Origin of the sequence: Streptomyces sp. NPDC060064 (genome assembly GCF_042736455.1) — a bacterium.
Classification (GTDB): Bacteria; Actinomycetota; Actinomycetes; order Streptomycetales; family Streptomycetaceae; genus Streptomyces.
Genome location: NZ_JBHWWF010000009.1, coordinates 49,411 through 72,909, shown reverse-complemented (window position 1 = coordinate 72,909; position 23,499 = coordinate 49,411). Strand labels below are relative to the sequence as shown.

The window sequence follows — 23,499 nt, the reverse complement described above, 5'->3', positions numbered from 1 at the left end:
TATCCGGCACGTTCCGCGGGCAGGCCGACAGCCGGACTCAGACCGTCCAGGACGGTTCGAGCTGCACCACATCTCCGGCCAGCGCCGCGACATCCGCCTCGGTCTGCGCGCGCAGCAGCAGCCGCTCCACCCGCTCCCTCCGGTACTTCCCGTGCTCCGCCTCCGACCGCCACATCGACATCACCAGGAACTCGCTCCCCGGCGCCTCACCGAACACCCCGCGCAGCATCCCCGGCGACCCGGCCATCGCCGGGTTCCACACCTTCTCCTGCATCAGGGCGTAGTGCTCGACCCGGTCCTCGTGCACCCGGCAGTGCGCGACCCGCACCACGTCGGCGTCCGTGAACCGCGGCTCGAACCCCGTTTTCACATCGAAGCGGTAGTCGAAGAGCTTGACCTGTATGTCCTTGTACGTCCCCGACTGGCCGGCCGCGAGCCGGTCGTGCGAGCGCGCCATGAACGAGTCGTAGAACGCCCGGCTCTCCCAGAACGCGAATACATGGGCGACATGCGGCCGCCCCCTGCTCCACCCACCGCCCTGTCCCCGGAATCCCGGCTCACCCAGCAGCCCCGCCCACTTCCGCTGCCCCCGCTCGAACCCTCGACGGTCCATCACGGTGCAGCGAATCCACTTGACCAGCACCGCGCCATCGTACGGCGCGGAGCGTGGCCCCGGTCACTCTCGGGCGGAGTGCACCCGTATCAGCTCGGCCGACTCCTCTGCGTCCAGTTCGATCCCAAACACATCGGCGAGTATCTCGGGCAACTCCCCTGCCGGAACCTGTCGTTCCGTCTCGGGGGCATCGGGGCGCGCGGTCGACAGCCGCGTGCCCGTCAAGCTGTGGCGTACGCCCTCTCCCGTCTGCTGCACCACGGCCCGCGCGATGAAGGGCGAGCGCGGATGCGTCGACATGTAGTGGTTCATCACGGCGTAGTCGACGGGGAAACGCTCTTCCAGCGTGAAGCCGTACAGATCGAACCAGCCGTCCGGATGCAGCGAGCGCAGTGCCCTGACCCCGTTGTCCTCGCGCGCGATGGCGAACGTCCTCCCTCCCTGGCGCACTTCGACGCCGTCACGCAGCGGTATCGGCTCCCACAGCCCTTCCCCGCCGAACCCGACGTCACAGAGCCACGGCTCACCGTCGGCCTCGACCCTCAGCGTCATGTGCGTGACGGGCCGCAGTTTCGTCTCGCCCATCCTGACCCGGGCGCCAAGTCCCGTCACGGCGAAACCGATCCGCTCCAGCACGGCCGCGAACAGCAGGTTCTGCTCGTAGCAGTAGCCGCCGCGCCGCCGGCCGACCAGCTTCGCCTGCAGAGACGCGATATCCAGGGGGATCAGTCGGCCGAGCACAATGTCCAGATTCTCGAAGGCAATCGCGGCCGCATGCGCCCGGTGGACGGCACGCAGCGTCGCGAGGTCGGGCTTGGCGCCCTCCCGGTACTCCGTACAGCCGGTGCGCCGCAGATACGCCGCGAGGTCCAGCTCGCCGCTGCTCCACGCAGCCTCCGTCGTCACTGGCGCTCCCCACTGCGCTCGCTCAGTGCGCGCAGCCGCGCCGCATCCTCGGCATCCAGTTGGATACCGAATATCTCTTCCAGTACGGCCGTCAGCTCACCCGCCGGCACTACGCGCCGCTCGTGCGTACCGTCCGGACGCGACACGCTCAGTTCGTCACGCACAAGGGCGTGACGCACCTCGGGGCCGGGCTGCTGCGCGACCACCTGACCGACGAATCGCGACTGCGGATGGCTCGAGCTGTAGTGGTTCATGACCGTGAAATCTGCGGGATAGAGCGATTGCGGAGCGAACGCGTACAGATCGGCCCACCCTTCGGGACGAAGAGTCCGCAGTACGTGAATCCCCTCGTCCTCCAGGGTGATTCCGAAGGTCCATCCGGCCTGCACCACCTCGGTCCCGTCCCGCAGAGGCACCGGCCCCAGAAGGCCGGACGCGCCGAACCCCGTGTCGGCGAGCCAGGGTTCGCCGTCCACCGTCACCACCAGGACCGCATGGGTCACCGGCCGCAGTCCGGGTCCACTCGCCCGAACGCGGGCGCCGCGCCCCGCCACCTGGAAGCCGATCCGCTCCAGCACGGCGGCGAACAGGGAGTTCTGCTCGTAGCAGTAGCCGCCGCGCCGCCGGCCGACCAGCTTCGCCTGCAGGCTCTTCAGATCCAGCGGCACATTCCGGCCGAGCGCCACTTCAAGATTCTCGAAGGGGATCGATGCGACATGTGCCCGCATGAGCGCCCTCAGCGTCTCCAGATCCGGCGCGAGCGCCGCCCCGTTGTTCCCGGTCCGCGCCAAGTACGCGTCCAGATCGAGTTCTTCACTACTCCACGTCATACTTCCCACCCCCGTCTGATCGCCGACGACCCGAGCGGCCCGGCCTGCACAATGATCGTCATGACGGCGCTGCACACAAACCCTTTGTTCACTCGCCTCGAGTCCGCGGAACGCATTCTGGTCGCGGGCGCGGGCGGCGGATTCGATGTGTACGCCGGGCTTCCGGTGGCACTCTCCCTCTTGCACCAGGGCAAGGACGTATATCTGGCCAATCTGTCGTTCAGCGCGATCGAGGGCCTGCCACTGGACGCCTGGCTCGCCCCGGACGTCGCGGAGATCACTCCCGAATCGGCGCCCCATCAGACGTACTTCCCCGAGCGCACACTCGCCCAATGGCTGGCCCTGCGCGGCTACCCCAGTACGGTCCACGCCTTCGCCCGCGTCGGAGTCCAGCCACTGCGCGCCGCCTACCGGGCGCTGATCGAACGGTACGAGATCGATGCCGTCGTCCTCGTGGACGGCGGTACGGACATCCTCATGCGCGGCGACGAGTCAGGGCTGGGCACCCCCGAGGAGGACTTGACCAGCGTCGCGGCCCTCCATGGTCTCGATGGGATCGACCTGCCCGAGCGGCTGGTGGTTTCCCTCGGCTTCGGTGTCGACGCGTACCACGGGGTGAGCCATGGCCTCGTTCTGGAGAACATCGCCGCGCTCGAAGCGGACGGGGCGTATCTCGGAGCCTTCTCCGTGCCTCGCACCACCCGGGAGGGCGCCCTCTTCATCGACGCTGTGGCCCACGCCCAGGCGCACACCCCCGACCATCCCAGCATCGTGAACGGTTCCATAGCCGCAGCGGTCCAGGGCGCCTTCGGGAACGTCCAGTTCACCTCCCGCACCCGCGGCAGCGAGCTGTTCATCAATCCCTTGATGTCGATCTGCTTCGCCTTCGAGCTCGACGGCCTGGCCCGCCGCTGCTTGTATCTGGACCGGATCGAGAACACCCATCTGATCCGTCAGGTCAGCAGCGCCATCGAGTCCTTCCGCGAGGAAGTCGTGCGACAGCGACCGCCGCGGCTGATCCCGCACTGAGCGTAAGCAGGACTCCGTGGTGCGGGAGCGTGAGCATGGCAGCATGGTCAACCGACGTAAATCTCCCGGCGGTTACGGGGTTACGGGGAAGGGGAATCTGGTGAGCAGTCTCAACAAGGGGGTCCGGAAGGCCGAGGTGACGCTCAGGTGGGATCCGAGCCCCCTGGGCGAGCCGGCGCACGATCTCGACATCGTCGCCGCGACGTACCGGGCGGATGCCACGCATGGTGAACCGGCGTACGTCGTGCACTTCGACAGCCGATCGCCGGACGGCACCATCATCCTGACCAGGGACAGCAAGACCGGTCAGGGCTTCGGCTCCGACGAGGTCATGACGCTGGAGTTCGACCGGCTGGCGGCCACCTACGGGCGCGTCGTCGTGGGTGTGGCCATCCAGCAGCGGGAGGGACGGAGGGTGTTCGCCGACATAGCGAACACTCTCGTCCGCGTACTCGAGGGGCACACCGAGCTGGGGAAGGACGACTTCGCCGCCGTCTCCGACTCCACCGCCGCGGTCGTCGGGGAGTTCATCCGGAGCGAGGCGGGCGACTGGGAATTCCACCTGGCCGTCCGCGGGTTCGACGCCGACCCGCAGTCCTTCGTCGAGGTCATGGGCAGCAGTACTTACTGAGCTCGCGTTGCATCCCGTACGCACGCGCGGAGGGGCCGGGGAGCAGAGCATGGAGCCGACATTGCGTCGGCTCCCTGCTCGATCAAGTGACGCAGCAGTTGCGCAGCCTCGGTCCCGCGGCTGTTTCATCCTGGCCGCACTCGACGCGCTGGACTGAACCCCGCCTCCAGCAGACGGTCGAACGAGACAAAGCGGTGACCGAATTCTCGGCCACCGCTTTGTCCGTCATTCACTTACGGCCAACGCCGGAGTATCAACTGCAGCCGCTGGTCGAGCCGCAACCCTCGCAGATGTAGCAGGAGCCGGCCCGCTGCATCTTCGTCCCGCACGAGAAGCACAGCGGCGCGTCCGCGCTGATGCCCAGCTGCATCTCGACGAGCTCCGCCGAGGTGTGCGCCTGCTTCGGAGCCGGAACCTCAGCCTTCGGGACGGCGACGGCCTTCAGCGTCTCCTGCTGACGCGGTGCGGACTGGGCCAGGCCCTCGACGTCCATCTCGTCGTCGGAGGGCTCGTACGAACCGGTCTCCAGGTGACGCTGACGCTCCTCGGCCGAGTGGATGCCGAGCGCCGAGCGGGTCTCGAAGGGCAGGAAGTCCAGCGCCAGGCGACGGAAGATGTAGTCGACGATCGACTGCGCCATCCGCACATCCGGGTCGTCCGTCATACCGGCCGGCTCGAAGCGCATGTTGGTGAACTTCGAGACGTACGTCTCGAGCGGTACGCCGTACTGCAGACCGACCGAGACGGCGATGGAGAAGGCGTCCATCATGCCGGCGAGGGTGGAACCCTGCTTCGACATCTTCAGGAAGACCTCGCCGAGACCGTCGTCCGGGTAGGAGTTGGCGGTCATGTAGCCCTCGGCGCCGCCCACCGTGAAGGAGGTGGTGATGCCGGGACGGCCCTTCGGAAGGCGCTTGCGGACCGGGCGGTACTCGACGACCTTCTCGACCGCGGCCCGGATCGTCTCCTCGGCCTTCTCGGTGACCTCGACCTTCTCCTTCTCCTTGGTCTTGGCAGAGAGGGGCTGGCCGACCTTGCAGTTGTCGCGGTAGATCGCGAGCGCCTTGACGCCCATCTTCCACGCCTCGAAGTAGACCTCTTCGACGTCCTCGACAGTGGCGGTCTCCGGCAGGTTGACCGTCTTGGAGAGCGCGCCGGAGATCCACGGCTGGATGGCCGCCATCATGCGGACATGGCCCATCGCGGAGATGGAGCGCTCACCCATGGCGCAGTCGAAGACCTCGTAGTGCTCGGTCTTCAGTCCGGGAGCGTCGATCACATTGCCGTGGTCGGCGATGTGGGCGACGATCGCCTCGATCTGCTCCTCCTGGTAGCCCAGGCGGCGCAGCGCCTGCGGGACCGTGCCGTTGACGATCTGCATCGAGCCGCCGCCGACCAGCTTCTTGAACTTGACCAGGGCGAGGTCGGGCTCGAGGCCAGTGGTGTCGCAGGACATCGCGAGACCGATGGTGCCGGTGGGCGCGATGACCGAGGCCTGCGCGTTGCGGAAGCCGTTCTTCGCTCCGAGGCGGATCACGTCCTGCCAGGCCTCCGTGGCGGCGGCCCAGATCGGCGAGTCCAGGTCGTCCATGTGAACGGCCGTGGTGTTGGCGTCGGCGTGCTGCTTCATGACCCGCTGATGCGGCTCCGCGTTGCGGGCGTAGCCGTCGTACGGGCCGACGACCGCGGCAAGTTCGGCGGAGCGCTTGTACGAGGTACTCGTCATCAGCGAAGTGATGGCGCCGGCCAGCGCACGGCCGCCGTCGGAGTCGTACGCGTGACCCGTGGCCATCAGCAGGGCGCCGAGGTTGGCGTAGCCGATGCCCAGCTGACGGAAGGCGCGGGTGTTCTCGCCGATCTTCTGCGTCGGGAAGTCAGCGAAGCAGATGGAGATGTCCATCGCGGTGATGACCAGCTCGACGACCTTGGCGAAGCGCTCGACATCGAAGGACTGCTTGCCCTTGCCGTCGTCCTTGAGGAACTTCATCAGGTTCAGCGAGGCAAGGTTGCACGAGGTGTTATCCAGGTGCATGTACTCGCTGCAGGGGTTCGAGCCGTTGATCCGGCCGGACTCCGGGCAGGTGTGCCAGTTGTTGATCGTGTCGTCGTACTGGATACCGGGGTCGGCGCAGGCCCAGGCGGCCTCGGCCATCTTGCGGAAGAGCGACTTGGCGTCGACCTCTTCGATGACATCGCCGGTCATCCGGGCGCGCAGCCCGAACTTGCCGCCGGCCTCGACGGCCTTCATGAACTCGTCGTTCACACGGACCGAGTTGTTGGCGTTCTGGTACTGGACGGACGTGATGTCGTCACCGCCCAGGTCCATGTCGAAGCCCGCGTCACGCAGGGCGCGGATCTTCTCCTCTTCCTTCACCTTGGTCTCGATGAAGTTCTCGATGTCGGGGTGGTCGACGTCGAGGATGACCATCTTCGCCGCACGGCGGGTGGCGCCGCCCGACTTGATCGTTCCTGCGGACGCGTCCGCGCCACGCATGAAGGAGACCGGGCCGGAGGCGTTGCCGCCGGAGGAGAGCAGCTCCTTGGAGGAGCGGATGCGGGAGAGGTTCAGGCCGGCGCCGGAGCCGCCCTTGAAGATCATGCCCTCTTCCTTGTACCAGTCGAGGATCGACTCCATGGAGTCGTCGACGGCCAGGATGAAGCAGGCGGAGACCTGCTGCGGCTGGGGCGTGCCGACGTTGAACCACACCGGCGAGTTGAAGCTGAAGATCTGGTGCAGGAGGGCGTACGCCAGCTCGTGCTCGAAGATCTCAGCGTCGGCGGGCGAGGCGAAGTAGCTGTAGTCCTCGCCGGCCTTCCGATACGTCTTCACGATCCGGTCGATGAGCTGCTTGAGACCGGTCTCGCGCTGCGGGGTGCCGACGGCCCCGCGGAAGTACTTGCTGGTGACGATGTTGACCGCGTTCACCGACCAGAAGTCGGGGAACTCGACGCCACGCTGCTCGAAGTTGACCGAGCCGTCGCGCCAGTTGGTCATGACGACGTCACGGCGCTCCCAGACAACCTCGTCGTACGGATGCACGCCCGGGGTGGTGTGGATTCGCTCGATACGCAGACCCTTGCTCGCCTTCGATCCCTTGGCTCGGGACCCTCGTGCCGGGCCGCTCGTCGTCTCTGTCATGCCGCCTCCCATACATGGGCAAAAACGCCCTGAAGTGCCCAGATCTTCCCGTGGCACATTGTGTGTCTGATGCCTCGGGCGCCGCGCACAGCGCCCGTGACAGGTCTTTTGCCGCTCCGCTGCCGGCCGACGGGATTTTCGCGGGCCCGAGCCGGTCAGCCGGTACTGCTCAGTCGGCGGCGGTGGCGGGCACGGGGACCTCGAGGGTCTCGCCGATCCCGCATTCCTCTGCGGGAGGCCGCTGCTCGCGGAGTTCCGCGATGGCAGCCTCGAAGTCTTCGAGTGAGCCGAAAGCCCGGTACACGGACGCGAAGCGCAGGTACGCGACGAGGTCGAGTTCCTGCAGGGGGCCGAGGATGGCCAGACCCACGTCATGGGTGGTCAGCTCGGCGCTGCCGGTGGCACGCACCGCTTCCTCGACCCGCTGGCCGAGCTGGGCGAGGGCGTCCTCGGTGACCGGCCGTCCCTGGCACGCCTTGCGCACGCCGGAGATGACCTTGGTACGGCTGAAGGGTTCGGTCACCCCGCTGCGCTTGATCACCATCAGCGAGGCGGTTTCCACCGTCGTGAAGCGGCGGGAGCAGTCGGGGCACTGCCGACGACGCCGGATCGACGTTCCGTCGTCGGTGGTGCGACTGTCGACGACACGGCTGTCGGGGTGCCTGCAGAAGGGGCAGTGCATGGCTCCCAACCCTCCTTCACAGCACGACTGAATGACCTCGACAGGCAGATCGAAGCCCTCCGAAGCAGCCCCAAGCATAGGCGATGACCACGGTCTTGAAGGACCGGGGACCACAACTTCTGGGCGACAGACACAATCCAACCACTAGATCTGGGGTTTGGTCGCGCTTTGGCTCTCAGCGCGCGTGTCACGCGGCGGGGGCGCGGCGGGTGCACGGCCGCAACGCGGCGGGGGGCCGCGGGAAGGCTGCACCAGCGGCGTACGAGCACCTCGCCGCGGCATCCGGGCGGCGCGGGACCGGCCACGAGAGTACGGGAGACGCGCGGCTCCGCGGATTCCTGACCCCCGGGTGCCAGACTGGAATCACCCCGCCTCACCGCGCCGCGGCGGTGAAGGTTAGCGTAGTGGCCCGAAATGCCTCGCGGACAGATCGTTCGCACATACACCCAGCCAGACGCCCACGTCAGGCAATCTGCGATTTTTCACTCGAACGTGTGTTTGGCGCAACCTTTCGAAACCAACTACCGTTGTCCAGCTAGGGAGACCATTCGAGAGGGGCCGACGTGACCACCACCGCAGACAGTGCCACCATCACTGCCCAGGACCGCTCCCAGAACCGATTCGAGCCGGTGCATGCCATGAATGACGCAGCCACGACCCCGGAGGGTCCCAAGCCCACGCGTTCGCTGCCCGGCCGACCTCCAGGGATCCGGGCAGACAGCTCCGGCCTCACGGATCGGCAGCGGCGCGTCATCGAGGTGATCCGGGACTCCGTGCAGCGGCGCGGATACCCACCGTCGATGCGCGAGATCGGTCAGGCGGTAGGCCTGTCCAGCACCTCATCCGTCGCACATCAACTGATGGCGCTGGAGCGCAAGGGCTTCCTGCGCAGGGACCCGCACCGGCCCAGGGCGTACGAGGTACGCGGCTCCGACCAGCCCAGCACCCAGCCGACGGACACGACGGGCAAGCCCGCCGCGTCGTACGTGCCACTCGTCGGCCGGATCGCGGCAGGCGGCCCGATCCTCGCGGAGGAATCCGTCGAGGACGTCTTCCCGCTCCCCCGCCAGCTGGTCGGGGACGGCGAGCTGTTCGTACTGAAGGTCGTCGGCGACTCGATGATCGAGGCCGCGATCTGCGACGGGGACTGGGTGACGGTGCGACGCCAGCCCGTCGCGGAGAACGGGGACATCGTGGCCGCGATGCTGGACGGCGAGGCCACCGTCAAGCGGTTCAAGCGGGAGAGCGGCCATGTGTGGCTGCTCCCGCACAACGCTGCGTACCAGCCCATCCCCGGTGACGAGGCGACGATCCTCGGCAAGGTGGTGGCGGTGCTGCGGCGGGTGTGACAGACCCGCCGGCTCTGACCGGGCCCCGGGACCCACTGCGCCGGTCCCGGGGCCCTGCTGTGTCCGAGTGCGGCTGAGTGCGGTTCACCAGGTGCGGTCCAGGCGGTTCACCAGGTGCGGTTCAGTGCGTGCGGTTCAGCAGGGGAACTACTTGCCGTCCGCCTTGGCGGCGGCATCGATCGTGGCCAGCGAGCGACGTACCTGGTTACGGTCAGTGGTGTACCAGAAGTCGGGCAGTGAGGCGCGCAGATAGCTGCCGTAGCGGGCGTTGGCGAGCCGCGGGTCGAGTACGGCGACGACGCCCCGATCACCTGTGGCACGGACGAGACGGCCCGCTCCCTGGGCCATCAGCAAGGCGGCATGCGTCGCTGCGACGGCCATGAATCCATTGCCGCCGCCCTCCTCCACCGCCTTCTGGCGGGCGCTCATCAGCGGATCGTCGGGGCGTGGGAACGGGATCCGGTCCATCACCACCAGCTGGCAGCTGGCCCCGGGCACATCGACGCCCTGCCAGAGGGAGAGCGTGCCGAACAGACAGGTCTCCGGGTCAGCGGCGAAGGTCTTGATCAGTTCGCCGAGGGTCTCTTCGCCCTGGAGCAGGATCGGCTTGTCGAGTCTGCCGCGCAGCTCCTCGGCCGCCGCCTGGGCGGCCCGCATGGAGGAGAAAAGGCCGAGCGTACGGCCGCCGGCCGCCTCCACCAGATCGGCGAGCTCGTCCATCATGTCGCCCCGGGAGCCTTCGCGGCCCGGCGTCGCCAGATGGCGGGCGACGTAGAGGATGCCCTGCTTGGGATAGTCGAAGGGCGAGCCGACGTCGAGACCCTTCCACTGCGGGACGTCCTCGCCTTCGGTGCCTTCCGGGGCGAGGCCGAGCGAGGCACCGACGCCGTTGAAGTCACCGCCGAGCTTGAGCGTGGCAGAGGTCAGCACCACCGATCGTTCGGCGAAGAGCTTCTCGCGCAGCAGCCCGGAGACGGAGAGCGGAGCCACCCGCAAAGACGCGCCGAATCGGTCGTGGCGCTCGTACCAGACGACGTCGTACTCGGAGCCCTGGGTAATGCGCTCGGCGACGTCATGGATGTTCTCGACGGACGCGAGGGCCTGCTTGCGTACGGCGTCCTCGTCCTGGACGGACTTGTCGCGGGTGGAGCCGAGGGCGGAGATGACCGTACGGGCCGCGTCGCGCAGCGCCATCAGTGCGTACCCGAGATCCTCGGGGAGCTCCTCGAGACGACCCGGGAGCGCGAGCTCCATCAGCCGCTCGAAGGTCTCGGCAGCAGTCTGGAGAGAGTCCGCGGCCTTCTCGTTGACCAGCTTCGCCGCGCGGCGCACGGCCCGGTTCACCTGGCCGGGGGTGAGCTCGCCGGTGGCGACGCCGGTGACCCGGGATACCAGCTCATGGGCCTCGTCCACGATCAGCATCTCGTGCTGAGGGAGCACCGGGGCGCCCTCGATCGCGTCGATCGCCAGCAGTGCGTGGTTGGTGACGACGACATCGGCGAGCTTGGCGCGCTCACGGGCCGCCTCCGCGAAGCACTCGGCGCCGTAGGCGCACTTCGTCGCGCCGAGGCACTCCCGGGAGGAGACGGAGACCTGCGCCCAGGCCCGGTCGGAGACTCCGGGAGTGAGGTCGTCGCGGTCTCCTGTCTCGGTCTCGTCGGCCCAGTCACGCATCCGCAGCAGGTCCTGGCCGAGCTTGCTGGTGGGCGCGGCGGCTTCGAACTGATCGAAGAGGCCGTCCTCCTCTTCCTGCGGAACGCCTTCGTGCAGGCGGTGCAGACAGAGGTAGTTGGAACGCCCCTTGAGCATCGCGAACTCGGGCCGCCGACGCAGCAGCGGGTGCAGCGCGTCGACCGTACGCGGAAGATCACGCTCCACGAGCTGGCGCTGCAGGGCCAGAGTGGCCGTGGCCACCACGACGCGCTCGCCGTGCGCCAGGGCGGGCACCAGATAGCCGAGGGACTTTCCGGTGCCTGTGCCGGCCTGGACGAGGAGGTGCGCATTGTCGTCGACGGCTTCGGCGACGGCCTCGGCCATGGTGACCTGGCCTGGCCGTTCCACGCCGCCGACGGCGGTGACAGCGGCGTGCAGGAGCTCGGGGAGGGATGGCTTCGTCATAGCCCGACCACCCTACGGGGCACCACTGACAACGCGGTCACGCGTCCGTTCATCGAGAGGGGCCCAGAGGGTTGGGTACGGTGCCGTGGACGGCGGCGTGGGGCCGGTCGGGACGGTCACGGTAGCCATCGAGGTGGAGCCGGTTCCGGTTGAGGCACAGGCGCTCGATACGGGGCGTGAGCAGGTCGAACATCTCGTAACGATCCTTGAGCCCCGGAAAACGGGCCTGGTGCCGCAGGATTTCCGCCCGTACGAGCGCGAAGAACTCCTCTTCCGGTACGCCCAGCTGCTCCTCGCAGAGCGGGGCGAGGAAGCGGAAGACACCCACGAAGAGCCCGGAGTGGATGAACTGAGTGAGAAAGGACGGGTCCTCGGTGAGCAGGATCTCGCGTACGTCGTCGGGCATCGAGTCCTGTTCGGGCAGCGGCCGGGCGCTGACATTCACATCGTCGACGAAGTCCTTGATCGCGAGACGCACCGGAACGTCCTTCGAGTCGTAGACGACGATGGCGTTCTCTCCGTGCGGGGAGAAGACGGTGCCGTAGCGGTAGAGGAAGTGCAGCAGCGGCGGCAGCAGTGCGGAGAAGAGACGCTGAAGCCAGACGGTGGGGTCGAGCCCGGAACGTCCGACCAGCTCGGCGGTGAAAGCGCGGCCCTGCGGGTCGGTGTGAAGGAGCGATGCGAGGGTGCGGGCCCGCTCGCCAGGGGCGAGGCGGGGCTGGAGCGGCTCGCGCCAGATCGCGCCGAGGAGTTCCTTGTACTGGTACGGCACCTCCGTGAGGTGGTCGTAGAGGGGGTGCTCGACGGTGACCGAGGCGACTTCGCCGAGGAGGATCACACCGCACTCGTCGCGCAGGAAGGGGTCGGCGTCGCGCAGTCCGTGCACCCAAGAGGTGACGGCGGGGGCTGCGAGGGTGCGTTCGGTCGGGAGTCCGCGCCAGACGAGGGTGTTGAGGATCGACAGCGGCAGCTTGACGGTGTGCCGGTCGGCGCGGTCCAGGTTCGCGAACGTACGGATGGACTGCTGCGGCAGCCGCAGATCGCCGTCGGTGGGCAGCGGAACGATCTCGCCCCGGGCGATGGCCGGCGCGAAGAGGGGCAGGAGCACCTCGTCCCACTGCCAGGGGTGTACGGGGAGGAAGAGGTACGTGTCGGGGTCGAGGCCCCTGGCGCGCAGGGTGGCCGTGAAGGACTCGCGTACGGGAGGGTCGAGTTCACGGACGTACAGATCCTCGGGGGCGCCGAGTCCGGGGACACCGCGGTAGGCGGCGAGGTTGGAGCTGACCGCGATCCACGGGAGCCGGGCAGGTCTGCGGGCCTCGGGCGACCAGAGGGCGGTGTCGGTGGCGGAGAAACCGATGCGGCCCTTGTTGAGGACGAGCCACGGGTGACCGGTCTGGTGGCCCTCGAGTTCGGCATAGCCGAGATCGGCCAGCTCGGCCGAGGTCAGCGCTGTGTGGTCGAGCCTGGTGTCGGAGGCGAGGGTGGTGGACAGCTCGCGGAGGAGATGGCCGAGGGTGGCTCCGTCGAGGACGAGGAGCCGTCGGGCCCGGGCGAGGAAGGCAAGCGGGTCGGTGAAGCGCCGGCCCTGGTGCTCGATGGAGTGCGGATCGACGCGCCAGCTTCCGTATGCCCCGCGCCGGGCGCGGAAGGACAGGCTGCATGCGTCGTCCAGCGCGAGTGTGTAGTGGTCACCCGCGCCGGGGACCGGCTCGATGATCTCTTCGTAGGCGAACTCACCGAGCATCTTGGCGAGGAGACGGCCGGCCGCCCGGTCCCAGCCCTGCGGGTTCAGCCCGGGCGGGGTGAACGGGACCGCGGTCGGCTCCGCGGAGTCATGGGTGGCAGGGGACTTCAGCACGGGGACTCCTCGAGTGGAACCGATGCGGGTCGAGCGGTGTAAGTAAGGCAGCGGGTCGTTCACAGCAGGTTGCGAAGGGCGCGGTCGCGGACCATGAGGGCAGCTCGCTTGTCAGGGAGGTCGACCTCGGCTGAGAAGCGGAAGCCGGCGCTCAGGAAGGCGGATACGGAGGGGGTGTTGCGCAGGTCTGGTTCCGCGATGACTCGTGCACAGCGGGGTCGATTGTCGAGAGCGAGCTCGGCGACGGCTCTGAGGAGAGTGGAGCCGACACCGCGGCCGCGGTCGGCGACACCGCCGATGAGGAGGTGGATTCCGGTGTCATGAGGACGGGCCGGGTAGTGCCGCGCCAGTGGGTCCAGGTCGGCACGGTAGATCTCGAAGTAGCTCATGGGGGTGCCACTGAGCACGCCGAGGCAGGGGACGCTGCGCCCGTCGCCGTCGAGCTGGGCACGCAGATGGGCGGCGGTGACCGACTCGGGTCCCGCCAGCTCCCAGAACGCGGCGACGGCAGGGTCGTTCATCCAGCGACTGATCAGCGCCAGATCCCGTTCGATCCGGACGGGGACGAGCTGGAAGGGCCCGAGCGGGGTGGTGGCCGGCCCCCAGCAGGCGGGGGTGTCCAGCAGATGGCCGGCGCCGTCGTCCGTGCGCTGAGGCGCGAAGGCCAGCTCGTCCTCCCGGAACAGCGCGAAGAGCTCCTCGGGAAGCTGTAGGTCCAAGGTGTCCTCCGCCCCTCCGCCGAGCTGAGGTGCCGGCCCGGCTCCGGTGTCGGTGCTCGCATCGGTGGGAGGCACGGTGGCGCTCTCCTCTCGCAGTTCGGTCGGGTTGTGTTCCCTCAAGGACGAAGGGGGTTGGTGATGGTGACGTAGACGGACTGGGTGTCAACAGGACCGACGAGTTCGTCGAGGCCGCGCAGCCGCGTGAGCAGATTGGCCTTGGACCGCAGGATGGGCGCATCGAGAAGCTGAGCGGGCAACGGCGACCCCATGCCTGCATTCGCGGTGAGGAACAGCCGGAAAGCGGCGATGAGTACGCGCTCGTCGGCGAGGCGTTGAGCTCCGAAGGCCCCGATCAGTCCGAGGACGTTGTTGATGCCGAGGTAGTAGGCGAAGCGCTCGTCGGTGACGTCGTCGGAGACGAAGGTGTCGCTGACGGTACCGATGCCGGGAAGGCGGCGCTCGAGTGCGGCACGGTGGGACTCGCGGAAGTAGTAGCCCTGGTTGTCTCGGTAGCGGCCGCCGACGGGCCAGCCCTCAGGGTCGAGGATCACGAGCGTGTTCTGCTGGTGGGCCTCGAGAGCGATGCCGGCGGTGGCGTCCAGCCAGAGCACCGGGCGTACGACGTGATCGAGGTAGCGCAGGAACCACTCGGCGGCGACCGCGCCGGTAGGCCGGCCGGTGCGCGTGGCGAGCCGTTCCACCGTGTCGGAGAGGCGCGAGTGCATTCCGGGGCGGGACGGCCAGGGGCGAGGTGCGGTCAGTCCCGCGATGCAGACGGCGTCGTCGCCGAGGCCAAAGGGATTGTGGCGCAGCATGACGTCGAGGCCGGGTACGGCTTCGCCGTCGGCGGTGTCGACCGCGAGCCACGCGGGGTCCCGCACGATGTCGAAGCCGGGGTGGGCGGCCTGCCACTGCTCGGCGAGGCCGGTGCGGAGCAGCCGGTGCACCTCGACGCCGCGGTGGAGTTCCTTGCGGAGATTCTCACGACGGGAGTTGGTGATGCGTACGCCGAGCGAGAGCTTGAGCATGGCCGGGGCGCCGGGACGGTGCACCGTGCGGACCGAGGAGGTGGGGTGCCAGGGGTCTCCATAGGGACCGAGGTCGTGCAGGAGACCAGCGTCGAGGAGGGCTGCGACGGCGGGGCGGTGCTTCAGTTCGCGGGCCTGCCAGGGGTGCAGCGGCAAGGGAACGGTGTGGTCGGGGAGTTGGAGGTCACCGCAGAGGCGGGCGGTGAGCTGCTCGGCCGACAGGGTGCGGCCGTGTTCGGTCCATGCCGATTCGGTGGCCAGGACAGAGCGGTCGACGGCCATCCAGTGCAACGGAAAGGAGCCGTACAACTCCGGTGAGTAGAGCCGGATTTCGGCGTCAGAGAGTCCTTCGCGGCTCTTGGGTGTCGGGTGCAGCGGGTGGCCCAGCACAAGGGACTGCTCGGCGGTGAGGAAGAGATCCGCCTCGGGCGCGGGAGCGGGGTGGGCGCGGCGGTCGGTGATGAAGTCGGTGGTGCGCCGCACCGAGTCGGCGACGCGGCCCACCAGATCGGCTCCTTCGCTCTGGCCCGCCTCCCGGCCAAGGAGTGCGGCGACGGTGACGGCATCGACGCCCGGCGCGTCGCGCGGACCGCCCTCCAGGGCGGGCAGGCCGAAGCGGTGCCAGCCGGTGACCGACCAGTACCGCACCGGGACGAGCAGCGCGGTGCCACTGGCGTGCAGCGGGATGCGCAGGGTGGCGCCGTCCGGCTTCGCGAGGTCGTTCTCCCGTACCCAGCAGCGGAGGAGATTCTCGACGGCGGCCGCGTCCGCAGCTCGCTGCGGGTCCGGATGGTCGAGGGGCTCTGCGGCTCGGGCGCCGGAGGACGCGCCGGCCGTGGGCGTGTGCTGTTCGCCGAGAACACCCGTCTGTTGGCGGGGCACCGCCGCCGCCTCGACCATGAGGGGGCCACACATTCCGCCCTGTCCTTGGTGGTGGGCGGTGGGACGGCCGTCGGCCTCGGGCACATCGGGCGCGGGGGTGGGGTTCACGGAGGGCTTCCTTGTGATTTGTCCGGGTCAGTGCAACTGCCCGTTGTCGGTGCGGTGTCGCATGGAGCGTTCGGCGTCGGCCAGGGCGTCGGCAAAGCGGTCGAGGACGGCCACGGCCTGTTCGTCGGTGAGGGTGAGAGGAGGAAGTAGCCGTACGACACCGGAGTGGCGTCCGCCGAGTTCGACGATGAGCCCGCGGTTCAGGCACTCCCGCTGGACAGCGGCGGCGAGTGCCGGGGCGGTCGGCGGGACCAGGGCGTCGGGGGCGGCGGCGTCCGGGTCGACAAGCTCGACGCCGATCATGAGGCCCCGGCCGCGTACGTCTCCGATGCAGGGGTGGGCCGCGGCCAGTCCCTGCAATCGGCCCAGCATGCGCGCCCCGAGGGTCGCGGCGCGGTCGGCGAGCCGGTTCTCGCGCACGAAGGCGAGGGTGGCCGCGCCCGCCGCCATGGCCAGTTGGTTGCCGCGGAAGGTGCCGGCGTGGGCACCGGGCTGCCAGGCATCGAGTTCGGACCGGTAGACGATGACAGCCAGTGGAAGGGAGCCGCCGATCGCCTTGGAGAGCACCATCACATCGGGCACGACACCGCTGTGTTCGACCGCCCAGAAGGCACCGGTGCGCCCGACGCCCGTCTGCACCTCGTCGGCGATCAGCGGAATCGAGCGGGCGGCGGTGATCTCCCGCATCCTGCGCATCCAGGCATCGGGGGCCGGGATCACTCCACCCTCACCCTGCACCGGTTCCAGGATCATCCCGGCCGGCGTGGACACTCCGCCCTTGGAGTCGTCGAGGAGGTTCTCGGTCCAGCGGGCCCCGAGTTCGGCACCGCGTTCGCCGCCGATCCCGAAGGGGCATCGGTAGTTCTGCGGGAAGGGCAGCCGGGTCACGCGTACGTCGGTGGCGCCACCCGAGGCGTCGAGCGCGCCGGCCGTCATCCCGTGGTATGCGCCGGTGAAAGCAAGGAGGCCGCTTCGGCCGGTCGCCGTCCGGACGAGTTTGAGGGCGGCTTCGACCGCGTCGGTGCCGGCAGGCCCGCAGAACTGGACCCGGGCGTCGTCGGCGAACTGCGGTGGCAGCGTGGCGAACAGCTCGGTGGTGAACGCGTCCTTGACCGGGGTGGCGAGGTCGAGGACATGCAGCGGCGCTCCCGAGTCGATCACTTTCCTGATCGCTTCGAGAACCACAGGATGGTTGTGCCCGAGCGCCAAAGTCCCCGCCCCGGAAAGGCAGTCGAGATAGCGCCGCCCGTCCGCTCCTTCGATCGTCAGTCCCCGGGCCCGTACGGGAACGATGGGCAGCGAGCGTGCATACGTACGGGCCGCAGATTCGCGGAGCGACTGCCGACGCAGAATCCCCTCGTGTGCGGCAGGCAGCGCCACCGGAGCAGGTTCGGTCACGGCCACGGCTGTTGGTCCTCCAGCTGTAACAGTTGCGTTGCACATCGGTACAGCGTTCGTAGGCCGCCCACCCACGCTGAACGCTGGCCTTGTGCCCCCCGTACGTACCCAACGACGCCGGGAGCGGGGGATTACGGGCATTCGGAAGATCCTTGCGGTGACGGAACCGCGGACCTGCTGCGCACCGTCCCCATCGGCACCGGCATAGTGGGGGCCGCAGCCGGGCCAGGCTCCACGTACGGCCCCCGGCTGAGCAACGCTTTGTGAAGTTTCGACAGTTCAGAGTTATGAAGTCCCAGGGGGATCACGACATGCGACCCATTCGCCCGACGCTGGCAGCGGCCTCCATCGCCGCTGTACTCGCGCTGGCTGCCACCGCCTGCGGTCCGAGCGAGGACAACGCGGGCGAGAAGCCGAGCACGCCCGCCAGCCAGCCCACCGACGGCAAAATCACCATCCCGGACGATCTCAAGGACCGGCTCAAGGAGCGCGGGATCGACCTGGACAAGTGGAAGAACGGCGAGTGGAAGAACTGGGACAAGGACAAGTGGCTCCGTGAGGCCAAGGACTTCGTCAACCCGATCATCGAGGGCCTCTGGGACCCGGACCGGATGCGCGATGCCGACAAGCCGCCGGAGAAGCCCGTCGACAACGACATCTCGGGCGACGAAGGTGTCACCGACCCCACGCCCGCCCCGGTCAACGCGCAGGCCGTGAAGGCTCCGTACCACTCCAGCGCCGCCGAGGCCGGCAAGGTCTTCTTCGACGGCCCGGAGGGTTCGATGGTCTGCTCCGCGACCGTCGTCAAGGACCCGGCCCACCCCGGCAAGTCCAACATGGTGTGGACCGCGGGCCACTGTGTGCACGCCGGAAAGAGTGGCGGCTGGTACCGCAACATCGCCTTCGTGCCGTCGTACAACGACGGCGCCAAGCCCACCGCCACGCTGGAGAAGGCTCCCAAGGAGCAGATCGCTCCGTACGGCGTGTGGTGGGGCGACTGGGCCCAGACCTCCGAGCAGTGGATCTCCCAGGGCGCCGCGACCGGCGGCCAGGGCGCTCCGTTCGACTTCGCGGTGATCCACGTCACGCCCGAGAAGGGCGGTACGGGCAAGTCGCTTGAGGAGACGGTCGGTTCGGCGCTTCCGGTCGACTTCAACGCCCCGGCTGTACCGAAGATCAATAACATGACTGCCAAGGGCTACCCCGCGGCGCCGCCGTACGACGGCCAGAAGCTCTTCCAGTGCTCCGACAAGCCGGGCCGACTGTCCATCAAGGCCAACGAGCCGACGATGTACCGCATCGGCTGCACCATGACCGGCGGTTCCTCCGGCGGTGGCTGGGTGGCCAACGGCCGGGACGGCAAGCCCGCCCTGGTGTCCAACACCTCCATCGGCCCGGTGACGGCCGGCTGGCTGGCGGGTCCCCGCCTGGGTGACGAGGCCAAGGGCGTCTACAACTCGGTCAGCAAGAAGTTCGCGGGCCAGTAAGCAGTCCACAAAAGGGCAGGGGCCGATGGCTCCTGCCCTTCCTGGTGGAGACTCCGTGCAGGTGGGGCCCGTCTCAACTGTGCGGCTCCGCACCGGGCATAGAGTGGTGCCCAAGCAGGGGCGGCCCCGGAAGGCCGCCCTTTCGCGTGACACGCTCATGGCAATTCACGCGCACGACAGCACCACCACGCCGTCAGCTGATGCACGACACATTCATGGCACATAGATACATAGGCACATTTCCAAAAGCACTTCAGGGGGAATCGTTTCCATGCGATCCATACGTCCGCTGCTGGCTGCCACGGGCATTGCCGCAGCCCTCACGCTGACGGCCACCGCCTGTGGTCCGGGCGAGGACAAGGCGGCCGACAAGGCCGCCGCTTCCAGCCCCGCCGCCGACAAGGGCGGCGCGGATCTTCCCGCAGACCTGGCCGACAAGCTCAAGGAGCACGGTGTCGACCTGGACAAGTGGAAGAACGGCGAGTGGAAGAACTGGGAGAAGGACAAGTGGCTGCGTGAGGCCAAGGACTTCGTCAACCCGGTGATCGAGGGGCTGTGGAAGCCCAAGCGGATGACGACGGCCAAGGCGCCGGCGAAGACGCTCGCAGCCGGCGACATCTCCGGTGACCAGGGCGTCACCGACCCGGAGCCGCGCCCGGTCCAGGCCCAGGCGGAGAAGAAGCCGTACCACGAGAACGCGGCCCCGGTCGGCAAGGTCTTCTTCGATTCGCCCGAGGGCACGATGGTCTGCTCCGCCACCGTCGTCAAGGACCCGAAGAACCCGGGCAAGTCCAACCTGGTGTGGACAGCGGGCCACTGCGTCCACGCGGGTCAGGCGGGCGGCTGGTACCGCAACATCGCCTTCGTACCGTCGTACAACGACCTGGGCAAGTCCCCGGCTGCGCTGGAGAATGCGCAGCCGCAGGAGATCGCTCCGTACGGCGTCTACTGGGCCGACTGGGTCTCGACCTCGGGCGAGTGGATCTCCCAGGGCGGCCCGACCGGCGGTACAGGTGCTCCGTACGACTACGCGGTGCTGCATGTGAAGCCGGAGAAGGGCAGCAAGTCGCTGGAGGAGACGGTGGGCAACGCCCTCGACGTCAACTTCGATGCGCCCGAGGCCAAGAGCATCAGCGCGATGGGTGCCTGGGGCTACCCGGCGGCCCCGCCGTACAACGGCGCGATCATGCACAAGTGCATCGACCGTCCGGGCCGTCTCTCGATCGCTCCCGGTACGCCGACGATGTGGCGCATCGGCTGCACCATGACCGGCGGTTCCTCCGGCGGTGGCTGGTTCGCCAACCAGCCGAACGGCAAGCCCGCGCTGGTCTCCAACACCTCCATCGGCCCGGTCACTTCGGGCTGGCTGGCGGGTCCGCGCCTGGGCGCCGGAGCCAAGCAGATCTACACCGCGATGAGCGACAAGTTCGCGGGCCAGTAAGTCTGCCGGCCGCTGGACACACACCAAACCGGAAGGCCCGTCCCCTCTCGATGAGGGGGCGGGCCTTCCGGCTTGTTCGGATCAGTACGCGATCAGCGAGTCGCCGGCACATACGGCGCCAGCGCCGCGGCCAGCTCCTCGTGCACCCGCGCCTTGAGCAGCGTGCCCTCCGTGGTGTGTTCCTCGGAGAGAACCTCGCCCTCGGCATGCACCCGCGAGACGAGCCCGCCCTGGGTGTACGGCACGAGGACCTCGATCTCGACCTCGGGCCGCGGCAGTTCGACGTCGATGAGCGCGAGCAGCTCGTCGATCCCCCTGCCGGTCCGCGCCGACACCGCGATCGCGTGCCGCTCGATACGCAGCAGTCGCTGCAGTACGAGGGGATCGGCCGCATCCGCCTTGTTGATCACCACGATCTCGGGCACGTCCGTCGCGCCCACATCGCGGATCACCTCGCGCACGGCGGCCAGCTGCTCCTCCGGTGCCGGGTGCGATCCGTCCACCACATGCAGGATCAGATCGGAGTCCCCGACCTCCTCCATGGTGGAGCGGAAGGCCTCGACGAGGTGGTGCGGCAGATGCCGTACGAACCCGACGGTGTCGGCCAGGGTGTAGAGCCTGCCGCTCGGCGTTTCAGCCCGGCGGACGGTCGGGTCCAGGGTGGCGAACAGTGCGTTCTCCACCAGGACGCCGGCGCCCGTGAGGCGGTTGAGCAGAGACGACTTACCTGCGTTGGTGTAGCCGGCGATCGCGACCGAGGGCACCTTGTTGCGCCGGCGCTCCTGCCGCTTGATCTCGCGGCCCGTCTTCATCTCCGCGATCTCCCGGCGCATCTTCGCCATCTTCTCGCGGATCCGACGCCGGTCCGTCTCGATCTTGGTCTCACCGGGACCACGGGTGGCCATGCCGCCACCGCTGCCGCCACCCATCTGCCGGGACAGCGACTGACCCCAGCCGCGCAGCCTCGGCAGCATGTACTGCATCTGTGCCAGCGCGACCTGCGCCTTACCCTCTCGGGACTTGGCGTGCTGGGCGAAGATGTCCAGGATCAGGGCGGTGCGGTCGACCACCTTGACCTTGACGACGTCTTCGAGGTGAATCAGCTGGCCGGGGCTGAGCTCACCGTCGCAGACAACGGTGTCGGCGCCGGTTTCGAGCACGATGTCGCGCAGCTCCTGCGCCTTGCCCGAGCCGATGTAGGTGGCCGGGTCGGGCTTGTCACGGCGCTGAATGACGCCGTCGAGCACCAGCGCGCCCGCCGTCTCGGCGAGCGCCGCCAGCTCCGCGAGGGAATTCTCCGAGTCCTGTACCGTCCCCGTGGTCCAAACGCCGACCAGCACCACACGCTCAAGGCGCAGCTGCCGGTACTCGACCTCGGTGACGTCCTCGAGTTCCGTGGAGAGACCCGCCACACGCCGCAGCGCGGCTCGCTCGGAGCGGTCGAACTGATCGCCGTCCCGCTCTCCGTCGATCTCGTGGCTCCAGGCGACGTCCTCTTCCATCAGGGCATCAGCCCGAAGGCTCTCGGTGCGCGTGTCCGCGAAGCTCTGCTCGTTCTGGGAAGGGGATGAAGAGGAGGTCATTGGATCCTTACGTCGATGGGAGTCGATGGAAAAAGTGCCGGAGAAAATTCCGGTACGTCAGTCACAACGCGTAATGGCCCCGGATGATTCCCCAAGAGGTTCCGGCCCCGGCCGCGTCGTCGACCTGTTGATGGTCCCACGGGCCCGCCGGGGCCGTCACCCCAGTTTCAGCGGGCTGCGGCGGCTGGGCCGGCCGTGCTGCGCCAGTCCGCGTGCCCCGGCATCGGCGGCGTCCGCTTCCCGTACAGCCATTCCCGGAAGAACGCCGACAGGTCACGGCCCGCGATCCCCGACGCCAGTGCCGCGAAGTCGGCCGTGGTCGCCGTCCGGTCCCGGTGCCCGCTCACCCAGGCCCGCTCCAGCTGCCCGAAGGCGTCCTTCCCGATCGTCTGCTGCAGCGCGTACAGGACCAGTGCGCTGCCGCCGTACACCACGGGACGGAAGATGCTGATCTTCTCCCCCGGTGCCGGCGGCTTGGGCGCGGCCGGCGGCCCACCGTCCGCACGCCAGCGGTCGGACTGCCTGTACGCCTCGCGCATCCGCAGATCCAGGGACCTCTGCGCCTTCTCGTCGGCGTACAGCGCCTCGTACCAGGTGGCATGCCCCTCGTTCAGCCACAGATCTGACCAGGTGCGGGGCGAGACACTGTTGCCGAACCACTGGTGGGCCAGCTCATGCACCATGATCGAGTCGACGTACCACTCGGGGAAGGTGCCCTGGGTGAAGACCGAGCGCTCGAAGAGCGAGAGCGTCTGCGTCTCCAGCTCGTATCCGGTGTTGGCTTCTGCGATCAGCACTCCGTACGACTCGAAGGGATAGCGGCCGACCTGCCGCTCCATCCACTTCAGGTGTTCCGGCGTCTTCTTCAGCCAGGGTTCCAGCCTCGTGCGATCGGCGGTCGGCACCACATCGCGTACGGGCAGGGCGTGCGGCCCCTGACGGCGGACGACAGTCGAGCGGCCGATCGACACCTGGGCCAGCTCGGTGGCCATGGGATGCACGGTCCGGTACGCCCACGTGGTGGTGGACCCTGTCCGTACCTTTGCCGTCCGCTCTCCGTTGGCCACCGCGGTGAGCTCGCTGGGCGCGGTGATCCGGAAGGTGAAGTACGCCTTGTCAGCAGGGTGGTCGTTGGACGGAAAGACCCGGTGGGCGGCGTCGGCCTGGTTCGCCATCGCGAGCCCGTCGGCGGTACGCACCCAGCCTCCGGCGTCCGCGGGTCCCCTCGGGTCGCTGGTGTGCGTGACGGTGATCCGCAGCGGTGATCCTTCCTCGACCGCGTCCGGCGGGGTGACGACCAGGTCCTCTCCGGCACTCGCGAACTCGGCGGACTCGCCGTTCACTTCGACCGCGCTGACGGTGCCGTGCGTGAAGTCGAGATTGATGCGGTCCAGGCGCCGAGTCGCCAGTGCGTCGATCTTTGTGACGGCGTCCAGCGGCTCGGCGTTGCTGCCGCCATAGGTGAAGGCGATGTCGTAGGCGAGGACGTCATAGCCGGGATTGCCCAGCTGCGGAAAGAGCGGATCGCCGATGCCGAGCGGTGCGGGCGGAGGCAGGGCCGCGGCGACGAGGGTGGCCGATGCGGCGGCCAGCAGAGTGGCACGCAGTCGGCGCCGAGAGGTGTGCAGCATGCACTACGGCTATCAGCGCGCCCGGCGCGGACCGTGGCGGCGCGCGTCGCACCACCCGAACGAG

Annotated in this window: 17 protein-coding genes; 5 read left to right on the top strand and 12 right to left on the bottom strand. The window is 68.5% G+C overall.

Annotation, left to right across the window (positions count from 1 at the left end; genetic code table 11):
* Positions 1–37 precede the first annotated feature (37 nt).
* The 3 genes from ACFWDI_RS13645 to ACFWDI_RS13635 are packed head-to-tail and all read right to left on the bottom strand — an operon-like array spanning position 38 to position 2,349.
* Positions 38–643, bottom strand: coding sequence for a YdbC family protein (locus ACFWDI_RS13645; RefSeq protein WP_327326488.1), 606 nt, complete (start codon positions 641–643; stop codon positions 38–40).
* A 33-nt stretch (positions 644–676) separates the two neighbouring features.
* Positions 677–1,519, bottom strand: coding sequence for an arylamine N-acetyltransferase (locus tag ACFWDI_RS13640; RefSeq protein ID WP_385303667.1), 843 nt, complete (start codon positions 1,517–1,519; stop codon positions 677–679).
* Positions 1,516–2,349, bottom strand: a complete 834-nt coding sequence (locus tag ACFWDI_RS13635; protein WP_385303666.1) for an arylamine N-acetyltransferase — start codon at positions 2,347–2,349, stop codon at positions 1,516–1,518. The genes ACFWDI_RS13640 and ACFWDI_RS13635 overlap by 4 nt, the downstream gene beginning before the upstream one ends.
* Positions 2,350–2,409: 60 nt before the next feature.
* Between ACFWDI_RS13635 and ACFWDI_RS13630 the strand changes: the two genes are divergently transcribed.
* Complete coding sequence (locus ACFWDI_RS13630; protein WP_385303665.1) at positions 2,410–3,378, top strand: DUF1152 domain-containing protein; 969 nt, start codon at positions 2,410–2,412, stop codon at positions 3,376–3,378.
* A gap of 100 nt (positions 3,379–3,478) precedes the next feature.
* A complete protein-coding gene (locus ACFWDI_RS13625; RefSeq protein ID WP_385303663.1) occupies positions 3,479–4,009 on the top strand; it encodes a TerD family protein in 531 nt (176 codons plus the stop codon).
* Between the two features lie 253 nt (positions 4,010–4,262).
* Here the strand turns inward: ACFWDI_RS13625 and ACFWDI_RS13620 are convergent, their stop codons facing one another.
* Positions 4,263–7,148, bottom strand: a complete 2,886-nt coding sequence (locus ACFWDI_RS13620) for a vitamin B12-dependent ribonucleotide reductase (protein WP_385303662.1) — start codon at positions 7,146–7,148, stop codon at positions 4,263–4,265.
* A gap of 169 nt (positions 7,149–7,317) precedes the next feature.
* The gene (nrdR, locus tag ACFWDI_RS13615; RefSeq protein ID WP_362688903.1) at positions 7,318–7,830 is read right to left on the bottom strand and encodes a transcriptional regulator NrdR; all 513 of its coding nucleotides are present in this window, start codon (positions 7,828–7,830) and stop codon (positions 7,318–7,320) included.
* A 563-nt stretch (positions 7,831–8,393) separates the two neighbouring features.
* On the opposite strand from nrdR, the gene lexA reads away from it, so the two are divergent.
* On the top strand, positions 8,394–9,179 hold the full coding sequence (gene lexA / locus ACFWDI_RS13610) for a transcriptional repressor LexA (RefSeq protein WP_326653047.1): 786 nt from the start codon (positions 8,394–8,396) through the stop codon (positions 9,177–9,179).
* Positions 9,180–9,326: 147 nt separating this feature from the next.
* On the opposite strand, the gene ACFWDI_RS13605 is transcribed toward lexA, so the two are convergent.
* The 5 genes from ACFWDI_RS13605 to ACFWDI_RS13585 are packed head-to-tail and all read right to left on the bottom strand — an operon-like array spanning position 9,327 to position 17,299.
* Positions 9,327–11,297, bottom strand: coding sequence for an ATP-dependent DNA helicase (locus ACFWDI_RS13605; protein ID WP_385303659.1), 1,971 nt, complete (start codon positions 11,295–11,297; stop codon positions 9,327–9,329).
* Positions 11,298–11,346: 49 nt separating this feature from the next.
* Entirely contained in the window at positions 11,347–13,158 is a 1,812-nt protein-coding gene (locus ACFWDI_RS13600) for an IucA/IucC family protein (protein ID WP_385303656.1), read from the bottom strand.
* A 59-nt stretch (positions 13,159–13,217) separates the two neighbouring features.
* On the bottom strand, positions 13,218–13,952 hold the full coding sequence (locus tag ACFWDI_RS13595) for a GNAT family N-acetyltransferase (protein WP_385303654.1): 735 nt from the start codon (positions 13,950–13,952) through the stop codon (positions 13,218–13,220).
* A gap of 41 nt (positions 13,953–13,993) precedes the next feature.
* On the bottom strand, positions 13,994–15,895 hold the full coding sequence (locus ACFWDI_RS13590; RefSeq protein ID WP_385303652.1) for an IucA/IucC family protein: 1,902 nt from the start codon (positions 15,893–15,895) through the stop codon (positions 13,994–13,996).
* 27 nt (positions 15,896–15,922) lie between these two features.
* Positions 15,923–17,299, bottom strand: a complete 1,377-nt coding sequence (locus tag ACFWDI_RS13585) for a diaminobutyrate--2-oxoglutarate transaminase family protein (RefSeq protein WP_385303650.1) — start codon at positions 17,297–17,299, stop codon at positions 15,923–15,925.
* Between the two features lie 305 nt (positions 17,300–17,604).
* On the opposite strand from ACFWDI_RS13585, the gene ACFWDI_RS13580 reads away from it, so the two are divergent.
* Both ACFWDI_RS13580 and ACFWDI_RS13575 read left to right on the top strand, forming a co-directional pair.
* Positions 17,605–18,780, top strand: a complete 1,176-nt coding sequence (locus tag ACFWDI_RS13580) for a trypsin-like serine peptidase (protein ID WP_385303648.1) — start codon at positions 17,605–17,607, stop codon at positions 18,778–18,780.
* Positions 18,781–19,051: 271 nt separating this feature from the next.
* Positions 19,052–20,221, top strand: a complete 1,170-nt coding sequence (locus ACFWDI_RS13575) for a trypsin-like serine peptidase (RefSeq protein ID WP_385303647.1) — start codon at positions 19,052–19,054, stop codon at positions 20,219–20,221.
* A 92-nt stretch (positions 20,222–20,313) separates the two neighbouring features.
* Here ACFWDI_RS13575 and hflX read toward each other — a convergent pair whose 3' ends face one another.
* Both hflX and ACFWDI_RS13565 read right to left on the bottom strand, forming a co-directional pair.
* On the bottom strand, positions 20,314–21,804 hold the full coding sequence (hflX, locus tag ACFWDI_RS13570; RefSeq protein WP_385303646.1) for a GTPase HflX: 1,491 nt from the start codon (positions 21,802–21,804) through the stop codon (positions 20,314–20,316).
* Between the two features lie 167 nt (positions 21,805–21,971).
* Entirely contained in the window at positions 21,972–23,435 is a 1,464-nt protein-coding gene (locus tag ACFWDI_RS13565) for a M1 family metallopeptidase (RefSeq protein ID WP_385303645.1), read from the bottom strand.
* Positions 23,436–23,499: the final 64 nt, after the last annotated feature.

What these genes read in the sequence shown, in the direction of transcription:
- ACFWDI_RS13635 (WP_385303666.1), bottom strand. Translation starts at nt 2,349, where the DNA reads ATGACGTGGAGTAGTGAAGAACTCGATCTGGACGCGTACTTGGCGCGG.
- ACFWDI_RS13630 (WP_385303665.1), top strand. Translation starts at nt 2,410, where the DNA reads ATGACGGCGCTGCACACAAACCCTTTGTTCACTCGCCTCGAGTCCGCG.
- ACFWDI_RS13620 (WP_385303662.1), bottom strand. Translation starts at nt 7,148, where the DNA reads ATGACAGAGACGACGAGCGGCCCGGCACGAGGGTCCCGAGCCAAGGGA.
- nrdR (WP_362688903.1), bottom strand. Translation starts at nt 7,830, where the DNA reads ATGCACTGCCCCTTCTGCAGGCACCCCGACAGCCGTGTCGTCGACAGT.
- ACFWDI_RS13605 (WP_385303659.1), bottom strand. Translation starts at nt 11,297, where the DNA reads ATGACGAAGCCATCCCTCCCCGAGCTCCTGCACGCCGCTGTCACCGCC.
- ACFWDI_RS13580 (WP_385303648.1), top strand. Translation starts at nt 17,605, where the DNA reads ATGCGACCCATTCGCCCGACGCTGGCAGCGGCCTCCATCGCCGCTGTA.
- ACFWDI_RS13575 (WP_385303647.1), top strand. Translation starts at nt 19,052, where the DNA reads ATGCGATCCATACGTCCGCTGCTGGCTGCCACGGGCATTGCCGCAGCC.
- hflX (WP_385303646.1), bottom strand. Translation starts at nt 21,804, where the DNA reads ATGACCTCCTCTTCATCCCCTTCCCAGAACGAGCAGAGCTTCGCGGAC.
- ACFWDI_RS13565 (WP_385303645.1), bottom strand. Translation starts at nt 23,435, where the DNA reads ATGCTGCACACCTCTCGGCGCCGACTGCGTGCCACTCTGCTGGCCGCC.